The sequence below is a fragment of the Variovorax sp. P4_B10 genome (assembly GCF_056402375.1).
In genome coordinates this window covers 1-19,849 of the sequence record NZ_JBFUHN010000106.1, presented here as the reverse complement: position 1 = coordinate 19,849, position 19,849 = coordinate 1, and the positions used below count along the sequence as shown (strand labels likewise).

At 69.9% G+C, this 19,849-nt stretch carries 4 protein-coding genes; all 4 read right to left on the bottom strand.

All coding sequences use genetic code 11. The features are described from left to right. Nucleotides 1-291: 291 nt before the first annotated feature. Genes AC1DXX_RS30270 through AC1DXX_RS30255 form a run of 4 tightly spaced genes read right to left on the bottom strand, consistent with a single transcriptional unit; the run spans nt 292 to nt 19,806 of the window. Entirely contained in the window at nt 292-1,269 is a 978-nt protein-coding gene (locus tag AC1DXX_RS30270; RefSeq protein WP_478137900.1) for a TauD/TfdA family dioxygenase, read from the bottom strand. 2 nt (nt 1,270-1,271) lie between these two features. Next, nucleotides 1,272-9,515, bottom strand: coding sequence for a non-ribosomal peptide synthetase (locus AC1DXX_RS30265; protein WP_478137899.1), 8,244 nt, complete (start codon nt 9,513-9,515; stop codon nt 1,272-1,274). A gap of 17 nt (nt 9,516-9,532) precedes the next feature. Next, nucleotides 9,533-13,057 carry a non-ribosomal peptide synthetase gene (locus AC1DXX_RS30260; RefSeq protein WP_478137898.1) on the bottom strand — a complete coding sequence of 1,175 codons (3,525 nt, stop codon included), beginning with the start codon at nt 13,055-13,057 and terminating at the stop codon, nt 9,533-9,535. Beyond that, the gene (locus tag AC1DXX_RS30255) at nt 13,054-19,806 is read right to left on the bottom strand and encodes an amino acid adenylation domain-containing protein (protein WP_478137897.1); all 6,753 of its coding nucleotides are present in this window, start codon (nt 19,804-19,806) and stop codon (nt 13,054-13,056) included. The genes AC1DXX_RS30260 and AC1DXX_RS30255 overlap by 4 nt, the downstream gene beginning before the upstream one ends. Between the last annotated feature and the right edge of the window lie 43 nt (nt 19,807-19,849).

The window sequence follows — 19,849 nt, the reverse complement described above, 5'->3', positions numbered from 1 at the left end:
CACCGGGTACTCCCCTCCGCGAATGTCCCCCGCTTCGCTCCTCCTTTATTTCGCTGCGGGGAGCACCCGGTGCCCTGTGCACGATGAGCGCTGCTCTCGTGCTGGCCGATCAACCGCTGCGCTGAGCGATCACGCTGGCGGTGTGCTCTGCGCAGCGAAATAAAGGAGGAGGCCTGCGGCCCTAGGCCGCGCCGGGGGACATTCGCGGAGCAGAGCACACCGTCGGCGGGATCGCGCCCTGAACAACGCACTTCAACCACAACGCGGCAAACAAAAAAGCAAGGTTTCATTTCAAGACATCGCGACCAGGATCCGGCGCGCCCCGTCGAACGGCAGCCGACCGTGCGCCGCGAGAAGGTTGTCCACCACCAGCAGATCGCCCTGCTGCCACCGGAAAGTGCGACGCTGCGCGCGCAGCACCTCGCGCACGCTGGCGAGCGTGGCGTTGTCGATCCGGCCGCCGTCGCCGTAGTACGCCGCCATCGGCAGGCCGGCCTCGATCCGCGCGTCGACGGTGCTGGCCATCGGCGTGTTGGAGGCGTGGAACAGATGCACCTGGTTGAACCAGACCCGCTCGCCGGTCAGCGGATGCACGCGCGTGGGCGGCCGCCGCTCGTGGATGCGCAGGCCGCCGCCGGGTTGCCATTCGCAGCCGATGTCCATGTCGTGGCAATGGGCCTCGACCTGCGCGCGGTCCTGGGTCTCGAATGCCTTGCTCCAGGCGTTGTAGCGCGATTGCGCCGGCGCCAGGTTGCGCACGTACATCAGCTGGCGGCGCTCGAACGCCTCGACGATCCGCGCCGGCATCGCCTGCAGGATGCACCGCGAATCGGCCAGCGGCGTTTCGCCGCCGGTCTGCGGTGCGGTCGCGCAGAAGAAGTACAGCCGCTGCGGCCAGCGCACGCTGTAGGACATCTCGTTGTGCAGCGGGATTTCCAGTTGCTTCGGGTATTCGGTCGAGGTGTAGATGCCTTCGGTCACCTGGCTGCGTGGCGATGTGCCACCTGCGTAGCCGCGCAGTTGCGGCGCCATGGCCGCGACCGCGCGACGGAAGTCTTCGGCCTCGCGCAGGGGAAAGCCGCGGAACAGCAGTGCACCGGCGCGCAGCAGCGCGGGCTCCAGGTGCGGCATCGCTTGTTCGAACCAGGTCTCGGCATCCGCCACATCGCCTTCGCTCAAGCCAGCGTCGGCGTGGACCCAATGCGGAAATCCGCTGTCGATGCCTTCATCGGCGTGGCGCGGTTCCGTGACGGTTGCGGTCTCGCTCATGGTCATCGTCCCAGGTACCAGTGGCGGCCGACGATCTCGATCACGCGAGCTACATGCGGCGGCTTGAGGATCGACAGGTGGTCGATGCCGGGCAGGTCGAAGCTGCGCAGTTGCGGCTCGTGCAGGCGCCATGCATCGAGGTCGATGGGTTCGTCTGTGACGGCGCGCAGCAACAACGCCAAGCCGCCGAACGCGCCTTTGGGCCRATAACCGATCGCGCACTGGCGGCAGAACATCTCCAACACCGGCACGAAGTCTTCCAGCCGCGCATTGGTGGGCAACAGGCGGCTGCGGCGCATCGCCTCGAAGATCGGCCGCGCCTGTTCGGCCGGCGGCAACGCAGCCAGGGCGCCGGCGTCGAGCCCGTGGCGCTGATCGCTCTGCAGTGCGATCAGCGCCAGGTACTCGCGCAATGCGTAGCCGCGATCGCCGTGCCCTTCCGCGCGCGGTGCCTCGGTGTCGACCAGCACCACCGGTGCGACCGTGGCGCCAGCATCGATCAACTGCCGGGCCGCCTCCAGCGCGACCCAGCCGCCGAACGAATGGCCAATCAGGTGGTAGGGCCCTTCCGGCTGCAGGCTGCGGATCGCAGCCACATAACGCCCTGCCGCCGCTTGCAGCGTTGGCGGTTCGCCGTCACGACCGAGCAGCGCAGGCGCCTCCAGGCCGATGAAACCGGCATCGCCGTGGCTGCGCGAAGCGAACTCGAGGAACGAGGTGGCATTGGCACCGGCGCCCGGCAGGCAGAACACCTTGCGCGCCTGCGCGCTGCCGCTGCGGATGGTCACCGCCGCACCCGGTGCGATCGGAGCGGCACTGTCGCGCGGGTCCGGCGCCGTGCCGTCGAGGCGCGTCAGGATCGAGGCGATCGCGCCGCCGACCCGGCCGGCGTGCCCGGCGTTCATCATGATGCTCCAGTGATCGCCACCGATGGGATGCACCTGCAGCCGATTGCCGAGCACCCCGCTCCACCCGTTGGACGGATCGCCCGCATCGCCCGGCTGCGCCGCGAACAGGTGCGCGTCGATCTCCAGCGGCTGCGCGTAATAGCGATGCGCGGCGGCGCGCAGGTTGAACCAGAGCCCGGCGCGCGCGTCGAACTCGGCCGGGCTCATGTCCTTCTTCAGCCACCCCTCGCCGCGTGCCAACGCGATCGCCGCAGAGACGTCTTCGGTGGCGAGGATGCGCTCGATCTCGGCTGCCTCCAGCTTGCGCCCGTGGTACTCGGCGAACGCCACCAGCAGCAGCTTCCTGTCGTGCACACCCAGTTCGGAAACACCGCGATCACCCTCGCCGCGCAGCCAGCTGTCGATCAGGCCGAGGAACTCGACCTGTTCGCCCGCCGCGAGCAATTGCCGCGCGACCTCGAAGGCGAGCACGCCACCGGCGGACCAGCCCGCGAGGCGGTACGGCCCCTGCGGCAGCGCCTCGCGAATCCTCTGCACATAGACCGCGGCCAGATCCTCGTTGCGACTTTCGGCATGCACCGCATCGCGGTCAGCGCGGATGCCGTACAGGCCCACTTCAGGATCGATGTGCTGTGCCAGCCGCTCGTACGACAGCACTTCGCCGCTGGGCTCGTGGACGAACACCAGCGGACGACGCGAACCGCCCTTGCGGAGGGTCACCCACTGCGCATGCGCAGGCGCGACGCCACCACGCGGCTTCTCGATCAACGCCGCCAGCGCGTCGAGCTGCTGCGCCAGCAGCACGTCCTGCAGCGCGACCTCGTAGCCCTTCTGCTTCAGTCCCTCGATGACCTGGAACACCATCAGCGAGTAGCCGCCCAGGTCGAAGAAGTTGTCGTGGCGGCCGACCCGTTCGACCCCGAGCAGTTCCGACCAGAGCGCGGCGATGGCGCACTCCACCTCGCCTTGCGGCGGCTCGTAGCGGTTCAGGGCCAGGCCCTGCCCGTCGGGCGGCGGCAGCGCTTTGCGGTCGAGCTTGCCGTTCGGTGTCAACGGCAAAGCGTCGAGCGCGACGAAGGCCGAGGGCAGCATGTAGTCGGGCAGGTGCGCAGCAAGAGCGGCGCGCAGTTGCGCCGGGTCTACCGTGCCGACCACGTAGCCGACCAGACGCTTGTCGCCAGGCACGTCCTCGCGCGCGATCACCGCCGCCTCGCGCACGCCCGCCTGCTGCGCCAGGCGCGCTTCGATCTCGCCGAGCTCGATGCGGAAACCGCGCAGCTTGATCTGCGAATCGTTGCGGCCAAGATATTCGAGGGTGCCGTCCTCGCGCCAGCGGCCGAGGTCGCCGGTGCGGTACATGCGCGCCTCGGCGCCGCCCGCGAACGGATCGTGCAGGAAGCGCTCAGCCGTCAACTCGGGGCGGTCGAGGTAGCCGCGGGCCACGCCGGCGCCGCCAATGTGGATCTCGCCGGCCACACCGACCGGCACCGGCTGCGCAGCCTCGTCCAGCAGATAGATCCGCGCCCCCGGCATGACCTGCCCGATGTGCGGACGGCGCCCGTCGACGATGCCGCAGCTGGCATCGACGCTGCACTCGGTCGGGCCGTACATGTTGAAGAACAGGCGCTCGTCGACAGCAGCCAATGCGCCCCAGGTGGCCGGGTCGATCGCCTCGCCGCCGAGCAGCAGCTTGCGCAGGCTGGGCGCGCGCCCTTGCAGCAGGCCAGCGCCCTGCATCAGACGCAGGTGCGAGGGCGTGCACTCCATCACCTCGATGCGATGCGTTTCCAGGAAGCCGAGCAGCGCCTCCGCGTCGAGCCGCGCCGCCTCGGGCAGCAGGAACACGCTGCGGCCGTACGCCAGCTGACCCCAGGCCTTGACCGCCATGTCGAAACCGAACGAGGAGTTCCAGGCCACGCGCCGGCAATCCGGCGCCAGGCCGTGGATGCAGGCCTCCATCGCCCCGAGGAAATACGCCACGTTGCGGTGTTCGACCATGACCCCCTTGGGCGTGCCGGTCGAACCGGAGGTGTAGATCACATAGGCCAGGTGCGCGGGCGTGAGGCCGACGGCGGCCGGGTCCGGGTTGTCGGACGAGGCCAGGGCCCAGTCGGGCTGCGCCGCATCGAGCATCACGCGCACGCAGCGCTCCCGCGTCCGCAGACGCGCCTCCAGCCGCTGCTGGGTCAGCAGCACGACCGCACCGCTGTCGTCGAGCATGTGCGCCAGGCGCTCGTCCGGATAGACCGGGTCGAGCGGCACGTAGGCGCCACCGGCCTTGAGCGTGGCCAGCAGCGCCACGACCAGCGCCAGGCTGCGCTCGGCGCAGATCGCAACGCGGTCATCGGGCCTCACGCCGAGCGCGCGCAGGTGGTGGGCGAGCCGGTTGGCGCGGGCGTTGAGCTCGGCGTAGCTGAGGCTCTCGCCCGCGTATTCGATCGCCTGCGCATCGGGCCGGCGCGCGGCCTGCGCTTCGATGAGCGCGTGGACCAGCACCGGTTCGGCGGCGGCGGCGTGGCTTTCGTTGAAGCCTTCCACGATGGCCGCGCGCTCGTGCGCATCCAGCAGGTCGATGCGATGGACCGGCTGGCTGTCGTCGGCGACCATGCCGCGCAGCACCGCCTCCAGGCAGCGCCACTGGCGGCGAACCGTGGCCTCGTCGAACAGGGCGCTGGCATAGTTGAGCCGGCCGCCGATGCCGTCCTCGCTCTCGCGCAGCTCCAGCGACAGCTCGAACTGCGCGCTGTCGGGGCCGCCGCCGAGGCTCTGCGCCTGCAGGCCGGCCAGGTCGAGCTCGGTCTTGGGCGTGTTGTGCCACGACAGCATGACCTGGAACACCGGATGGTGGGCCAGCGAGCGCGGCGGATTGAGCGCTTCGACCAGCCGTTCGAACGGCACGTCCTGCAGGCTCTGCGCCTGCACCGCGGTCTGCCGCGCCTGGGCCAGCAGCGCCTGCACGCCGGGGTTGCCCGACAGGTCGATCTTCAAGGCCTGGGTGTTGACGAAGAAACCGATCAACGGCTCGACCTCGATGCGGCTGCGGCCGGCGTGCGAGCTGCCGATCACCACCTGGTCCTGCCCGCTGAGCCGGCCCAGCACCACGGCCCAGGCCGCGAGCATGGTCATGTACAGCGTGGTGCCGTGGCGATGGCCGAGCGCGCGCAGGCCCTGGCCGAGTTCGGCGTCGAGCGCGATCGCGATGTTGGCGCCGCGGTAGTCCTGGATCGGCGGACGCGGCCGGTCGGTCGGCAGATCGAGCAGGCTGGGTGCACCGCGCAGCTGCTGCACCCATTGCTGCAACTGCTGCTGCAGCAGCGGGCCCTGCAGCCACTGGCGTTGCCACATGCCGAAGTCGGCGTACTGGAGGGCCAGCGGCGGCAGCGGGTCGGGGCGGCCTTCGCGGAAGGCGCGGTACAGCGTCGAGAACTCGTTCGCCAGCACCCCACCCGACCAGCCGTCGGACACGATGTGGTGCATGGTCACGAGCAGCACGTGGTCGTCGGGGCCTAGCGCGAGCAGGCGGCCGCGGATCAGCGGCCCGAGCGCGAGATCGAACGGGCGCAGCGCTTCCTCGCGCACGATGCGTTCGAGGTCGGCTTCGGTGGCGCCGCGCATATCTTCATGCTGCAACGCGAAGCCGCGGGCCTCGTCGATGACCTGCAGGGCCTGACCACCGATGCCGACGAACCGGGTGCGCAGCACCTCGTGGCGTTCGACGATGCGGTCGAACGCCGCCTGCAGCGCCGCGGTGTCGAGCGGGCCGCGCAGCCGCACCGCATCGGGCACGTGGTAGGCCTTGCTCGCCTCGGGATCGACGCGGGCGATGAACCACAGGCGCTGCTGCGCGAACGACATCGGCAGCGGCGCCGAACGGTCGGCGCGGGTGATCGCACTGAGGGTGTTCTGGCTCGCTTCGGCCACATCACGGGCCAGGTCGGCCAGCTGCGGATGCGTGAACAGCACCGGCAACGGCAGTTCGATGCCGAGCCGCTCGCGCAACTGCGAGACCAGCCGCACCGCGAGCAGCGAATGGCCGCCGAGTTCGAAGAAGTTGTCGTGCCGACCGACCCGCTCGATGCCGAGCAGCTCGCACCAGATCTGCGCCAGGGTGTCCTCGATCTCGCCGATCGTCGCCTCATAGGCACGGTGGACGAAGGCCAGGCCGTCCGGCACCGGCAGGGCCTTGCGGTCGAGCTTGCCGTTCGGGGTCAGCGGCAGGGCTGCGAGTGGCATGAATGCGCTCGGCAGCATGTGGTCGGGCAACTGCGTGCTCAGGCGTTGGCGCAGCTCGGCGGGATCCATTGCCTGAGCGTCTGACTCGCCGACGAAGTAGGCGACGAGACGCTTGTCGCCAGGCACGTCTTCACGCGCGATCACCGCCGCTTCGCGCACGCCCGGCAGTTCGCTCAGGCGCGCCTCGATCTCGCCCAGTTCGACGCGATGGCCGCGAACCTTGACCTGGAAGTCGTTGCGGCCAAGGAATTCGATCGTGCCGTCGTCGCGCCAGCGGCCGAGGTCGCCGGTGCGGTACATGTGCGAGTTCGCATCGCCCGAGAACGGGTCGCGCAGGAAGCGTTCGGCGCTCAGCGCGGGCTGGTTCAGGTAGCCGCGCGCGACCTGCACGCCGGCGATATGGATCTCGCCGGCCACACCGCGCGGTACCGGCCGGCGCTGCGCGTCGAGCAGGTACAGCCGGCAGTTGTCGATCGGCGCACCGATGGGCGGCAGGTCGTCCCAGTCCGCGGCCGCGCCGGCCAGCGTGTAGGCAGTGACCACATGGCTTTCGGTCGGGCCGTACTGGTTGTGCAGGCGCGCCGCACCGCCGCCGTCAAACAGCCGGCGGATCGCCGGCGTGATGCGCAGTTGCTCGCCGGCGACGATCAGGTCGCGCAGCGCCGGCAACGGTGCCTCGCGCTGCGACCACAGTTCGCTCAGCGCGTTGAGCGCGATGAAGGGCAGGAACATCCGTTCGATCTGCTGTTCGCCCAGCCAATCGGCCAGCACGGGCAGGTCGCGGCGCAGGTCTTCGTGCAGCAACACCAGGGTGCCGCCGCCAGCCAGCGTCGAGAAGATCTCCTGGAACGCGACGTCGAAGCCGAGCGCGGCGAATTGCAAGGTGCGCGCCGCGCCCGGCAGCACCCCGCGCTGCCAGGCCAGCAGGTTGACCAGGCCGCGATGCGGCATCGCCACGCTCTTGGGCCGGCCGGTCGATCCCGATGTGTAGATGACGTAGGCCAGGTGCTCGCCGCAGAGGCCGAGCGCCATCGGATCGGGACGCTGCGCGGCGCTTTGCGCCCACGGCGCGTGGCCGATGTCGTCGAGCAGCACGCGCTCGCAGGCCGGCGCCGGGTCCAGGCGCCCGACCAGCCGCTCTTGCGTCAGCAGCACGCGCGGTGCGCTGTCGCCGAGCATGTGCGCCAGTCGTTCGTCGGGATAGGCGGGGTCCAGCGGCACGTAGGCACCGCCGGCCTTGAGCGTGGCCAGGATCGCGACCACCATCGCCGGACCGCTTTCCAGGCAGATCGCGACGCGTTCGTCGGGGCCGACGCCGAGCGTGCGCAGATGCCGGGCCAGCTGGTTCGCCTGCGCCTCCAGTTCACCGTAGCTCAGCCGCTGCGCACCGAACTCCAGCGCCGGCGCGGACGGATCGCGTTCGGCCTGGCGCTCGAACAGCGCATGCACCAGTTCGCCCTCGCCACCGTGGTCGCGGTGCGTGGCATTGAAGCCATGCAGCACCTGTACGCGCTCGGCCGGCGGCAGGGTCTCGATCGCATGCATCGGCGTGTCGGGCGCTTGGTCCAGCGCATGCACCAGGTGTTCCAGGGTTTCGCGCACCATCCCGGCGATGCACGCGGCGTCCACGCGCTCGACGATCTCGGTGGTGACACTGAAACCCTCGCCATGGTCGTCGACGTGCAGCACGAACGGATAGTTGGTGCGGTCGCGGCTCTCGAGATAACGGATGCCGGGGATGCCTTCCTCGCCTTGTTCCGCTTCGTCGCGGCTGTGGCGATAGTTCAGCAGCGCCGAGAACAGCGGCGTGTTCGCGGCCAGCCCGCTGCAACGCTGGGCCAGCGTCAGCGGCGCGTGCTCGTGGTGCAGCAGTTCGGCCAGCGTGGCCGCGGTCTCGCCGAGCGCCGTGCCGGCGCTGCGCCCCTCCAGCCGCACGCGCAGCGGCAAGGTGTTGATGAACATGCCCATGGCGCGATCGGCACCGGCGCCGCCCTGCAGGCGCCCGAACAGCACCGTGCCGAACACCACGTCCTCGCGCGCGCTGCAACGCCCCAGCACCTGCGCCCAGGCCAGGTGGAACACGCAAGCGGCGCTGACCCCGCGCGAGCGTGCGACCCGGCGCAGGTCCGCGCACAGCACCGGCGCGAGCCGGAGTTTGGCCTGCACCGCGTCGCTGCCGTTGCCTTGCACGTCGAGCAGGTCGAAGGGCGCGGTCGGTTGGTCGACGTCGCCCAGCATGGCGCGGAAGAACTTTTCGTGTTCGCTCTCGCGCGCGCCCAATCGCGCTTGCGCGACGAAGTTGCGGAACGGCACGGGCTCGGGCAATTCAGCGCGGCGGTCCTGCATCACCAGGCCGACCTCCTGCACCAGCAGTTCCAGCGTGACGTGGTCCATCACCAGGTGGTGGTAGAGCAGCTGCAACAGCCAGCTTCCGTTCGCCGTATCGAAGGCGGCAAAGCCGCGCACCAGCGGCGCCTGGCGCACATCGAGGCGATAGCAGCCCGGATCGGCGTGGGCCTGCAAGCGCGCCTGCACGTCGTCGCCGAACGCCAGCGTTTCCACTTCGAGCCGCGCGCGCCGCCAGACCACCTGCACCGGCTCGGCCAGGCCGTCCCACTGCACGGCGGTGCGCAGCACGTCCTGGCGTGCGATCACCTCGTTCATCGCGGCGACGAAACGGTCCAGCATCTCACGGCTGTCGAAGCCCATCAGCAGCCGGGTCAGGTAGGCGTCGCCCTGCTGTTGCAGGAGGTGATGGAACAGGATGCCCTCCTGCAGCGGCGCCAGCGGATAGATGTCCTGCACGTTGCCGGCTCCGCCCGGCGTGGCGGCGACGATGCGGTCGATCTGGGCCTGTTCCAGCCGCACCAGCGGCAGCATCTGCGGCGTGATGCGCGCCTGCGCCACCGCTGCCGGCGCAGCGCGTTCGCCGTTGGCCGCGACCCAGTTCAACAGCACTTGCTTGTGCAGCTTCAGCGAGGCCATCACGCCCGGCGTCAACACGCCGCGCGGCGCCTTGACCACCAGTTCGCCCTGCTCGATCCGCGCCTGGACACGGCGCTGTTCGAAGAGGCCGATCAAGGCCTGCGCATCCAGCGATTGCATGCTCGCAACTTCCACATTCACAGTCTGAACTCCTCGGTTTCTTCTGATTCGTCGTCCAGCTCGGCGAAGCGCTCCGGGATGGCGTTGTGCGGGACCTGGACTTCGCCGTCGCGCGGCCTGTCATCGGCGGGCGGCGCGGTGGTGCTAAGGGCAGCGGCCATCGCGGCCAGCTCGGGCCGCGCGAAGACCGCGCGCACGTCGATGGCCCAGCCGCGCCGCCGCAGGTGTTCGAGCAACTGCACCGCCAGCAGCGAGTGCCCGCCAAGGGCAAAGAAGCTGTCGTGGCGACCGATGCGTCCGACGCCGAGCAGCTGCGACCAGATCGCGGCCAGGGCCTGCTCGACCTCGCCCTGCGGCGGCGCGAAGGCCTGGTGGCTGAAGGCCTCGTCCTGCGGCGGCGGCAGCGCCTTGCGGTCGAGCTTGCCGTTGCTGTTCAAGGGCAATGTCGCCAGGTGCACGTAGGCCGCGGGCAGCATGTAGTCGGGCAGGCGCCCGGCGAGCCGGCTGCGCAGCTGCGCTGGCTCCGGCGTTTCGTCGGATGAAATCGGCACCACATAGGCGACCAGCGCCAGCGCGCCGGCGCGGTCTTCGCGCGCCACCACCGCAGCCTCGGCGATGCCGTCGAGCGCACACAGCTGCGCTTCGATTTCGCCCGGTTCGATGCGCTGTCCGCGCAGCTTGATCTGGAAGTCGTTGCGGCCCAGGTACGCGATCGCTCCATCGGCGCGCCAGCGGCCGAGATCGCCAGTGCGGTAGAGGCGATCGCCCTCGACGAATGGATCGGGGATGAAGCGCTGTGCGGTCAGGTCCGGCCGGTTCAGGTAGCCGCGCGCCACCTGCACGCCGCCGATGTACAGCTCGCCCGCGACGCCGACCGGCACCGGGCGCAGCGCATCGTCGAGCAGGTACAGGCGGGTGTTGGCGATCGGCCGGCCGATCGGCACTGCATCGCCGTCGTCGCTGCCGCAGGTCCAGGCGCTGACGTCCACCGCCGCTTCGGTCGGGCCGTAGAGGTTGTACAGGCGCGCATGCGGCAGGCGTTCGCGGCATTGGCGCGCGAGCTCGGCCTGCAGTACTTCGCCACTGCAGACCACCCGCCGGAGGCTCGCGCACCCGGCCATCGCGTCGGGCCGGGCGAGAAAAACCTGCAGCATCGACGGCACGAAATGCAGCGTCGTCACGCCGCTCGCGCGGATCAGTTCGCCCAGGTAGGCCGGGTCCTTGTGTCCGTCGGGCCGCGCCAGCACCAGCCGTGCACCGGCCATCAGCGGCCAGAAGAACTCCCACACCGACACGTCGAAGCCGAACGGCGTCTTCTGCAGCACGACGTCGTCCGGAGCCAGTGCGTAGGCCTGCTGCATCCAATGCAGGCGATTGACGATGCCGCGGTGTTCGTTCATCACGCCCTTGGGGCGCCCGGTCGAACCGGAGGTGTAGATCACGTAGGCCAGGTGGCTTTCGTGGAGGCCGGTTTCGGGGGCATCGAGATCGCCGTCGGCGAGCCCGTCCAAGGGGGTGTCTCGATCCAGCACCAAGGTACGCGCCGTGGGCAGGCCCTGCGCCAGGTCCGGGTCGGCCAGCACCACCACGGGCTCGGCCTCGTCGAGCATCTGCCGCAGGCGTTCCCGTGGCTGCGAGGGATCGAGCGGCAGGTAGGCGCCACCGGCCTTGAGGATGGCCAGCAAGGCCACCACCAGCGTTTCACTGCGTTGCATGAAGACGCCGACGCACGCATCCGACACTGCGCCCATCACGCGCAGCTGTCGCGCCAGTCGATTGGCGCGTGCATTGAGTTCGGCGTAGCTGAGCCGGCGGTCTTCGAACATCAGTGCGGTCGCGTCGGGGCGCTGCGCGACCTGATGCTCGAACAACTGGTGCAGCAACAGGCCGCGTGGGTAATCGACGGCGGTGGCGTTGAAACCGGCGACCACTTGGCGACGCTCGCCCTCGGGCAGGACGTCGATGCACCGCAGCGGCCGCTGTGGCTCGCTTTCGAGCGCGTCGACCAGCGCGTGCAGCGCCTGCAGCACGAAGTTGCAGATGCGACGCGCATCGACACTGCGGTCGATCTCGGCGGCGATGCCGAAGCCGTCGCCGTGGTCGTCCACATGCAGCACGAACGGATAGTTGGTACGGTCGTGGCCACCGAGCGATTCGATACCCGGCAAGCCCGGCGCATCGGCATCGCGGTGGCTGTAGCGGTAGTTGAGCAGGCTGGTGAACAGCGGCGCATCGGCCGGCAACCCGCTGCAACGCCGGGCCAGGCTCAGCGATGCGTGCTCGTGGCGCAGCAACTCGGCCAGATCGGCGTGCACACGGCGAAGTGCCGCTTCGGCCCCGGCGGCATCGAGTCGCACGCGCAGCGGCAGGGTGTTGAGGAACATGCCCATCGCGCGCGTCGCCTCGGCGCCGGCCTGCAGGCGGCCGAACAGCACCGTGCCGAACACCACGTCGTCGCGGCCGCTGCAGCGCGCCAGCACCAGCGCCCAGGCCAGGTGGAACACACTGGCGGCGCTGACCCTGTGCAGACGCGTCTGCTCGCGCAGGCGCCGCGCCAGCGAGGGATCGAGTTCGCTGCGTGCTTGAAGCACGCCGCTCCCGTCGCCGCGTACATCGCGCAAGCCGAACGGCGCGGTGGTCTCTTCGACATCGCCCAACGCGGCGCGGAAATAGGCTTCGTGCCCGGATTCCGTCGCGCCCTTCAGTGCGTGCGCGACGAAGCGACGGAACGGCACTGGCGTCGGCAACTGCTCGCGCCGTCCCAGCAGGATCAGCATGACTTCCTGCACCAGCAAGTCCGAGGCGGTGTGGTCGAGGATCAGATGGTGGTGCAGCAACTGCAGCAGCCAACGCCCGCTGTCGCTCTCCTCGATGGCATGGCCGCGCAGCATCGGCGCGCGGCGCACATCGAGTCGGCAGTGGCTCGGATCGGCCAGGGCCCGCAGGCGTTGCAGCGCATCTTGCGCAGGTGCGGCAGTCAGCGTTTCAATCTCCAGGCTGGCCTCGCGCTGCACCAGTTGTACCGGCCGTTCCAAGCCCTCCCAGTGCACGCTGGTGCGCAGGATGTCGTGGCGCGCGATCACCTCGCGCAAGGCCTGCACGAACCGGTCCAGACGTTCGCGGCCATCGAAACGCAGGAGAGTCGGCATGACGTAGGCATCGCCCTCACCTTCGCCGTGCAGCCGGTGATGGAACAGGATGCCCTCCTGCAGCGGCGCCAACGGATAGATGTCCTGCACGTTGCGCACGCCGCCCGGCACCTGCGCCACGAGGTGGTCGATCGCGCACTGGTCGAGCGCGAGCAGCGGCAGCATCGCCGGCGTGATCGCCTCGGTCGCTTCGTCGATGCGCAACGCCAATGGATCGCTGGCCTGGCGTTCGCGAATCAGGGCGATCAGCTCCGCCTTGCGTTCGCGCAATGCCTGCACCAGCGCCGGATCGGCGAGCGCGCGCGAGTCTCCCTGCAACACCAGCCGCTCGCCGTCCAGACGCAGCGTCAGGCCGCGCGCGKCCAGCGCGTCGAGCAGTTGCGATGCGTTCATAGGACGATCTCCTCCAGTTGCACGGTGGCGGCCGCGAGGTCGGCCAGCGTCGGCGCGTTGAACACCATCTGCACGTCGACCTGCAGTTGTTGTGCGCTCATCGCGTGGATCAGCTGGATCGCCAGTGCCGAATGGCCGCCGAGTTCGAAGAAGTTGTCGTCGCGGCCGACCCGCTCGATCCCGAGCAGCTCGCCCCACACCGCCGCGAGGCGAATCTCGATGTCGGTTTCGGGTGCGGTGTAGGCCTGCCTTGCCAGGCCGTCGTCGTCCGGCAGCGGCAGTGCCTTGCGGTCGAGCTTGCCGTTTGCGTTCAATGGCCAGGCCGGCAGCACGACGTAGGCGGCGGGCAGCATGTAGTCCGGCAACTGCGCACCGAGCTGCGCGCGCAGCACCGAAGGCTCCAGGGTGATGCCCGGCTGCGCGAGCAGGTAGGCGATCAGGCGCGGCTCGCCGGGCAGCTCGGCATGGGCGACCACCACGGCTTCGCGCGCACCGTCCAGCCGCGCGAGCCTCGCTTCGATCTCGCCGAGCTCGATGCGGTAGCCGCGGATCTTGACCTGGAAGTCGTTGCGCCCCAGGTACTCGATGCTGCCGTCGGCACGCCAGCGGCCGAGGTCGCCGGTCTTGTACATGCGCGGCACGCCGGTGGTCCCGATCGCGAACGGATCGGGCAGGAAGCGCTCGGCGGTGAGTTCCGCTTGCCCCAGGTAGCCGCGTGCAACCCCGGCGCCGCCGATGTGAATCTCGCCGGCGACGCCGATCGGCACCGGCTCGCCGTACGCGTCGAGAAGATAGACGCGCGCGCCCGGCATCGGGCGGCCGATCTGCGGCACCGCGCCGGCGACCGGGCCGCAGGTGGCATCGACGCTGCATTCGGTCGGTCCATACATGTTGTGGAACTGCACCGTTTTTTCTTCGACCAGGTGCCGCCACGTCGACGCGTCGAGCGCTTCGCCGCCGAGCAGCAGCTTGCGCAGCGAACCGGCGCGCCGCTGCGGAAATCCAGCCGCATGCAGCATGCGTAGATGCGAGGGCGTGCACTCCATCGCCTCGATCTCGTGGCGTTCGAGAAAGTCGAGCAAGGCCTCCGCATCCAGCCGCGTGCGCTCGGGTACCAGGTACACGCTGCGGCCGAACGCCAGTTGCCCCCAGGCCTTGACCGCCATGTCGAAACCGAACGAGGAGTTCCAGGCCACCCGTCGGCAGTCCGGCGCCGGCGCGTGGATGCGCTGCTCAAGACCGTTCAGGAAGTTGAGCACGTTGCGGTGTTCGACCATCACGCCCTTGGGCATGCCGGTCGAACCGGAGGTGTAGATCACATAGGCCAGATGGGCCGGAAGCAGGCCGACCGCATCGGGATCGGGGTCGTGCGTGGGCGCATCGGTCCAGGGCCGTGGCGATGCGTCGTCGTCCAGCACCAGCACCGCGCATCCGTCGGGCACCCGCAAGCGCCCGCGCAAGCGGGCCTGGGTCAGCACGGCCACCGGCGCGCTGTCGGACAGCATGTGGGCGAGGCGGTCGTCGGGATGCACCGGGTCCAGCGGCACGCAGGCGCCGCCGGCCTTGAGCGTGGCCAGCAGGGCGACGCCCATGTCCACGCTGCGTTCCAGGCACAGCGCGACGCGATCGTCGGGACGCAGCCCCAGGCCGCGCAGGTGGTGGGCGATCCGGTTGGCCCGGAGATTGAGTTCGGCGTAGTCCAGCGCCTGGTCTTCGCAGGCCAGCGCCAGGGTCCGTGGCTGCGTTGCGGCTCGCGCCTCGAACAGGCGATGCAGCAGGCCATCGCAGTCGGTGCTTCCGCCGTCATCATTGAACACATGCAGCACCTGCGTGCGTTCTTCCTCGGCCAACAGGTCGATGCGGGCCACCGGTGCGGCGCCATCGGCCACCATACCGCGCAGCATCGCCACCAGCGCATGCCAGTGACGTTGCACCGTGGCCTCGTCGTACAGGGCGGTGGCGTAGTTGAACTGGCCGACGACGCGCTCGCCGACCGGTTCAAGGTCGAGCGAAAGATCGAACTGGGCGCTGCCGGCATGGCTGGCGAGATTGTCGAATTCCAGCCCTTCCAGTTGCAAGCGCGCCGGCGGCGTGTTCTGCCATGCCAGCCGGACCTGATAGATGGGGTTGTAGGCACCCGACCGCGGTGGATTCAGCGCTTCGACCACTTGCTCGAACGGCACGTCGCGATGCTGTTGCGCCTGCAGCGCGACCTGCCGGGCCTGGACCAGCAGGCCGCCGACGTCGAGGCCGTCGTCGATGTCGAAGCGCAAGGCCTGGGCATTGACGAAGAACCCGATCAACGGTTCGAGCTCGGCCCGGTCGCGCCCGGCGATGGCGCTGCCGAGCACCACCCGCGACTGGCCGCTCAACCGCGCCAGCACCGCCGCCCACGCCGCGAGCACGGCCATGTACACGGTGACGCCGTGGCGTTGCGCCAGCACGCCCAGTTCGCGGGTCAGCGTCGCGTCGAGGCCGACTTCGACGCTGGCGCCGCGGTAGTCCTGCTGCGGCGGCCGCGGCCGGTCGGTGGCCAGGCCGATCAGCGGTGGCGCATCGCGCAAGCGCTCGACCCAGTACTGCAACTGCGGCTGCAGGGCCTCGCCCAGCAGACGGCGCCGCTGCCAGGCGGCGTAGTCGCCGTACTGGATCGGCAACGCCGGCAACGGATCGGGTTCGCCGCGGCGGAACGCGCCGTACAGGACCGAGAACTCGTGCGCCAGCACGCTCAGCGACCAGCCGTCGGAGACGATGTGGTGCATCGTGACCAGCAGGACGTGTTCGTCCCCGGCCAGGCGCAGCAACTGCACGCGCAGCGGCGGGTCGCGCTCGAGATCGAACGGCGCGGCGGCCTCGGCCTGGCACAGCGCGCGCAGGGCGCTGTCGCCGATCCCGTTGAGTTCACGGTAGACCAGCGCGACGCCATGCGCCGCTTCGATGCGCTGGCGCGGCTGGCCGTCGACGACGTCGAAGCGCGCACGCAGCGACTCGTGGCGCGCGACGATCCGGTCCAGCGCACGCTGCAGCGCGACGCGGTCCAGCGCGCCGCGCAGGCGCAACGCAGCAGGCAGGTGATAGGCCGCACTGGCTTGCGCATCGATCCGGGTCACGTACCACAGGCGCTGCTGCGAGTGCGACAACGGCAGCGATGCACTGCGATCCGCCGGCACGATCGGATCGGCCGCGCCGGGTGCGGCCCGCGCGATTTCGGCGGCCAGGTCCGCGAGCCGCGGCCGTGCGAACACCGTCGTCAACGCCAGCTCCACGCCGAATCGCTGGCGCAGTTGCGAGAGCATCCGCACCGCCAGCAGCGAATGCCCGCCCAGCTCGAAGAAACCATCGTTGCGGCCGATGCGTTCGATGCCGAGCAACGAGGTCCATATCGAGGCCAGCGCCTGCTCGAACTCGCCCCGCGGCGCCTGGTAACTGCGCTGCGCGTAGGCCTCGTCGTCCGGCGTGGGCAAGGCGGCGTGATCGAGCTTGCCATTGGCATCGAGCGGCAGCGCATCGATCAGCGCGAAGGCCGCGGGCAGCATGTGGTCGGGCAGGCGTTCGGCCAAACGCGCGCGCAACTGCACCGGGTCGGGCGGCGGGCGATTCGGGTCCGCGACCACATAGGCCTGCAGGCGCTTGTCCTCACCCTGCCCCGCCGAGGCGATCACCGCCGCTTCACGCAACCCGTCCAGACGCATCAGCGCGGCTTCGACCTCGCCCAGCTCGATGCGGAAGCCGCGGATCTTGACCTGCCAGTCGTCGCGGCCGAGGAACTCGATCGAGCCGTCGCTACGCCAACGGCCGAGGTCGCCGCTGCGGTACATGCGGGGCAGCGGCGCGTCCGCAGACGCCACCCCGAACGGATCGGGGATGAAACGCTGTGCAGTCAATTCGGGACGATGCAGGTAGCCACGCGCTACGCCGGCACCGCCGATCCAGATCTCGCCGATGGCACCGACCGGCACCGGCTCGCCATGGGCATCGAGCAGATAGACACGCGCATTGGGGACAGGACGGCCGATGCTCGACGGCGAGTCCTCGGCGCGGCAACGCGCGACGGTGGCGTTGATCGTGGCTTCGGTCGGACCGTAGGCGTTGGCCAGCGCCGGGCGATGACCGTCGCGCCGCCACCAGGCGTCGAGCGCGGCGGCACCGACCGCATCGCCGCCGATCACGATCTGGCGCAGCGACGGCGGAAACACCGCATCGGTCGCCTGGGCCAGGCGCTGCCAGAACAGCGTCGGCAGGTTGGCCACGCTGAGCCGGTGCGCGGCGCACAGTTCGCACCAGCGCCGGGGTTCCGCGAGCCACGCGTTGGTGCGCAGCACCAGGGTCGCGCCATGGCCGAGCGCGCCGAAGATCTCCTCGCCGGCGACGTCGAAGGCCAGGCCGGAGAACTGCAACACACGGTCCTCGGCGCTGAAGCCGTACAGCGCCTGCAGCGCCGCGATCTGGTGGGAAAGTTGCCGGTGCTCGACCATCACGCCCTTGGGCGTGCCGGTGGAACCGGAGGTGTAGATCACATAGGCCAGGTGCGAACCGTCGCCAGGCAGCCCGCTTGGATCGGGCGCATGCGTGGGCGCGGCCGCCCATGGCGCGTGTTCGTCGAGCGCGATCGTCGTGCAGCACGGCGGGGATTGCAGGCGCGAGCGCAGATCGGACTGCGTCAGCAACACCGCCGGCGCGCAATCCTCCAGTTGCCAGGCCAATCGCTGGTCCGGATGGGACGGATCGAGCGGCACATACGCGGCACTGGCCTTGAGCGTGGCCAGCACCGCGACGATCAGGTCGATCCCACGCTGCAGGCACAGTGCGACCCGGTCCTCGGCGCCGACACCGAGGCCGCGCAGGTGATGGGCGAGGCGGTTGGCGCGATGGTCGAGTTCGGCGTAGCTGATCTGTTCGCCGTCGTGTTCCAGCGCGATCGCCTGCGGCTGCAGCGCGGCCTGGCGTTCGAACGCGGCATGCGCGAACGCAGATGCAGGCGGCGCTGGCGCGCTCTCGGCGAACGCGTGCAGCAATTGATCGCGCTCATCGGCATCGAGCAACGCGATGCGATCGACCGGCCGGTGTTCGTCGGCGGCCATGCCGCGCAGCATCGCGACCAGGCTGTGCCAGTGGCGGCGCACCGTGGCCTCGTCGAACACGGCGGTGGCGTAGTTGAGCTTGCCGACGATGCGCTCACCGTCTTCCTGCAGGTCCAGGGCGATATCGAACTGGGCGCTGGCCGGCAGGCTCTCGACGCGTTCGACGACGAGGCCGGCGAGTTCCAGTGCGATCGCAGGCGTGTTGTGCCAGGCGAGCATCAGCTGGAACACCGGATGGTGAGCCATCGAGCGCGGCGGATTCAGCGCCTCGACCAAGCGCTCGAAGGGCACATCCTGGCGCGCTTGCGCTTGCAACGCGGTCTTGCGAACCTGGGCCAGCAGGTCGGCCACGGTCGGGCTGCCGTCCAGCGCGATCTGCAGCGCCTGGGTGTTGATGAAGCAGCCGATCAGCGGTTCGATCTCGACCCGGCCGCGGCCCGCGTGCGAACTGCCGATCACCACCTGCTGCTGGCCGCTGTAGCGAGCCACCACGGCGGCCCAGGCGGCCAGCACGGTCATGTACAGGGTCGCACCGTGGCGCTGAGCGAGCGCGCGCAAGGCCCGCGTGGTTTCGGCATCGAGGCTGACCTCAAGGCTCGCGCCCCGGTAGTCCTGCCATGCCGGTCGTGGCCGGTCGCATGGCAGCTCGACCCGTGCCGGCGCGCCTTGCAGTTGCGCGACCCATTCCTGCAACTGGGCTTGCGCGGTCGCGCCCTCCAGGTGCTCGTGCAGCCACACCGCATGGTCAGCGTACTGGATCGGCAGCGGCGGCAGGCTCGGCGCCCGCTCATCGCGCAGTGCACTGTAGGCAACGGCGAACTCGCGCATCAGCACGCTCAGCGACCAGCCGTCGGAGACGATGTGGTGCATCACCACCACCAGCACATGATCGTGCTCGGCCACGCGCAGCAGGCGGCCGCGGATCGGCGGACCGGCCGCGAGATCGAAGGGCTCGGCCGCGGTCTCGCGGCACAGCGCCTCGATCTGCGCTGCATCCGATCCACCCGCATCCCGCTCGCACAACGCGAAACCGCGCGGCGGGTCGATGCGCTGCCAGGGCTGGCCGTCGATCGCAACGAAGCGCGTGCGCAGAACTTCGTGCCGGGCCACGACATGGTCCAGCGCGGCGCGCAAGGCCATGCGGTCGAGCGCGCCGCGCAGGCGCAGGGCACCGGGGATGTGGTACGCGACGCTGGCCTGGGCATCGACCCCGGCGATGAACCACAGGCGTTGCTGCGCCGGTGACAACGGCAGCGGACGACTGCGGTCGGCGGGTGCGATCGCACCCAGGTTGCTGGGGCCGGCCGTGGCCACGGCGCGGGCCAGTGCGGCGAGGCGCGGCTGCGCGAACAGGGTGGCCAGTGCGAGTTCGGCGTCGAAGCGCTCGCGGATCTGCGAGATCAATCGGATTGCCAGCAAGGAGTGACCGCCGAGCTCGAAGAAGTCGTCGTCGCGGCCGACCCGCTGCACGCCCAGCAGCTGCGACCAGATTGCGGCCAGGGACTGTTCGACCTCGCCCTGCGGTTCTTCATAAGCGCGCTGGCCGAACGCCTCGCCCTCGGGCGCAGGCAGCGCCTTGCGGTCGAGCTTGCCGTTCGGCGTCAGCGGCAGCGCTTCCATCACGATATAGGCCACCGGCACCATGTACGCCGGCAGGTGCTTGCTCAACTGCACGCGCGTTTGCGCAACATCGAGCGCAGGCGTTCCGACC

Excerpts from the sequence above, each read along its gene's own strand:
- AC1DXX_RS30270 (WP_478137900.1), bottom strand. The coding sequence starts at position 1,269 with ATGAGCGAGACCGCAACCGTCACGGAACCGCGCCACGCCGATGAAGGC.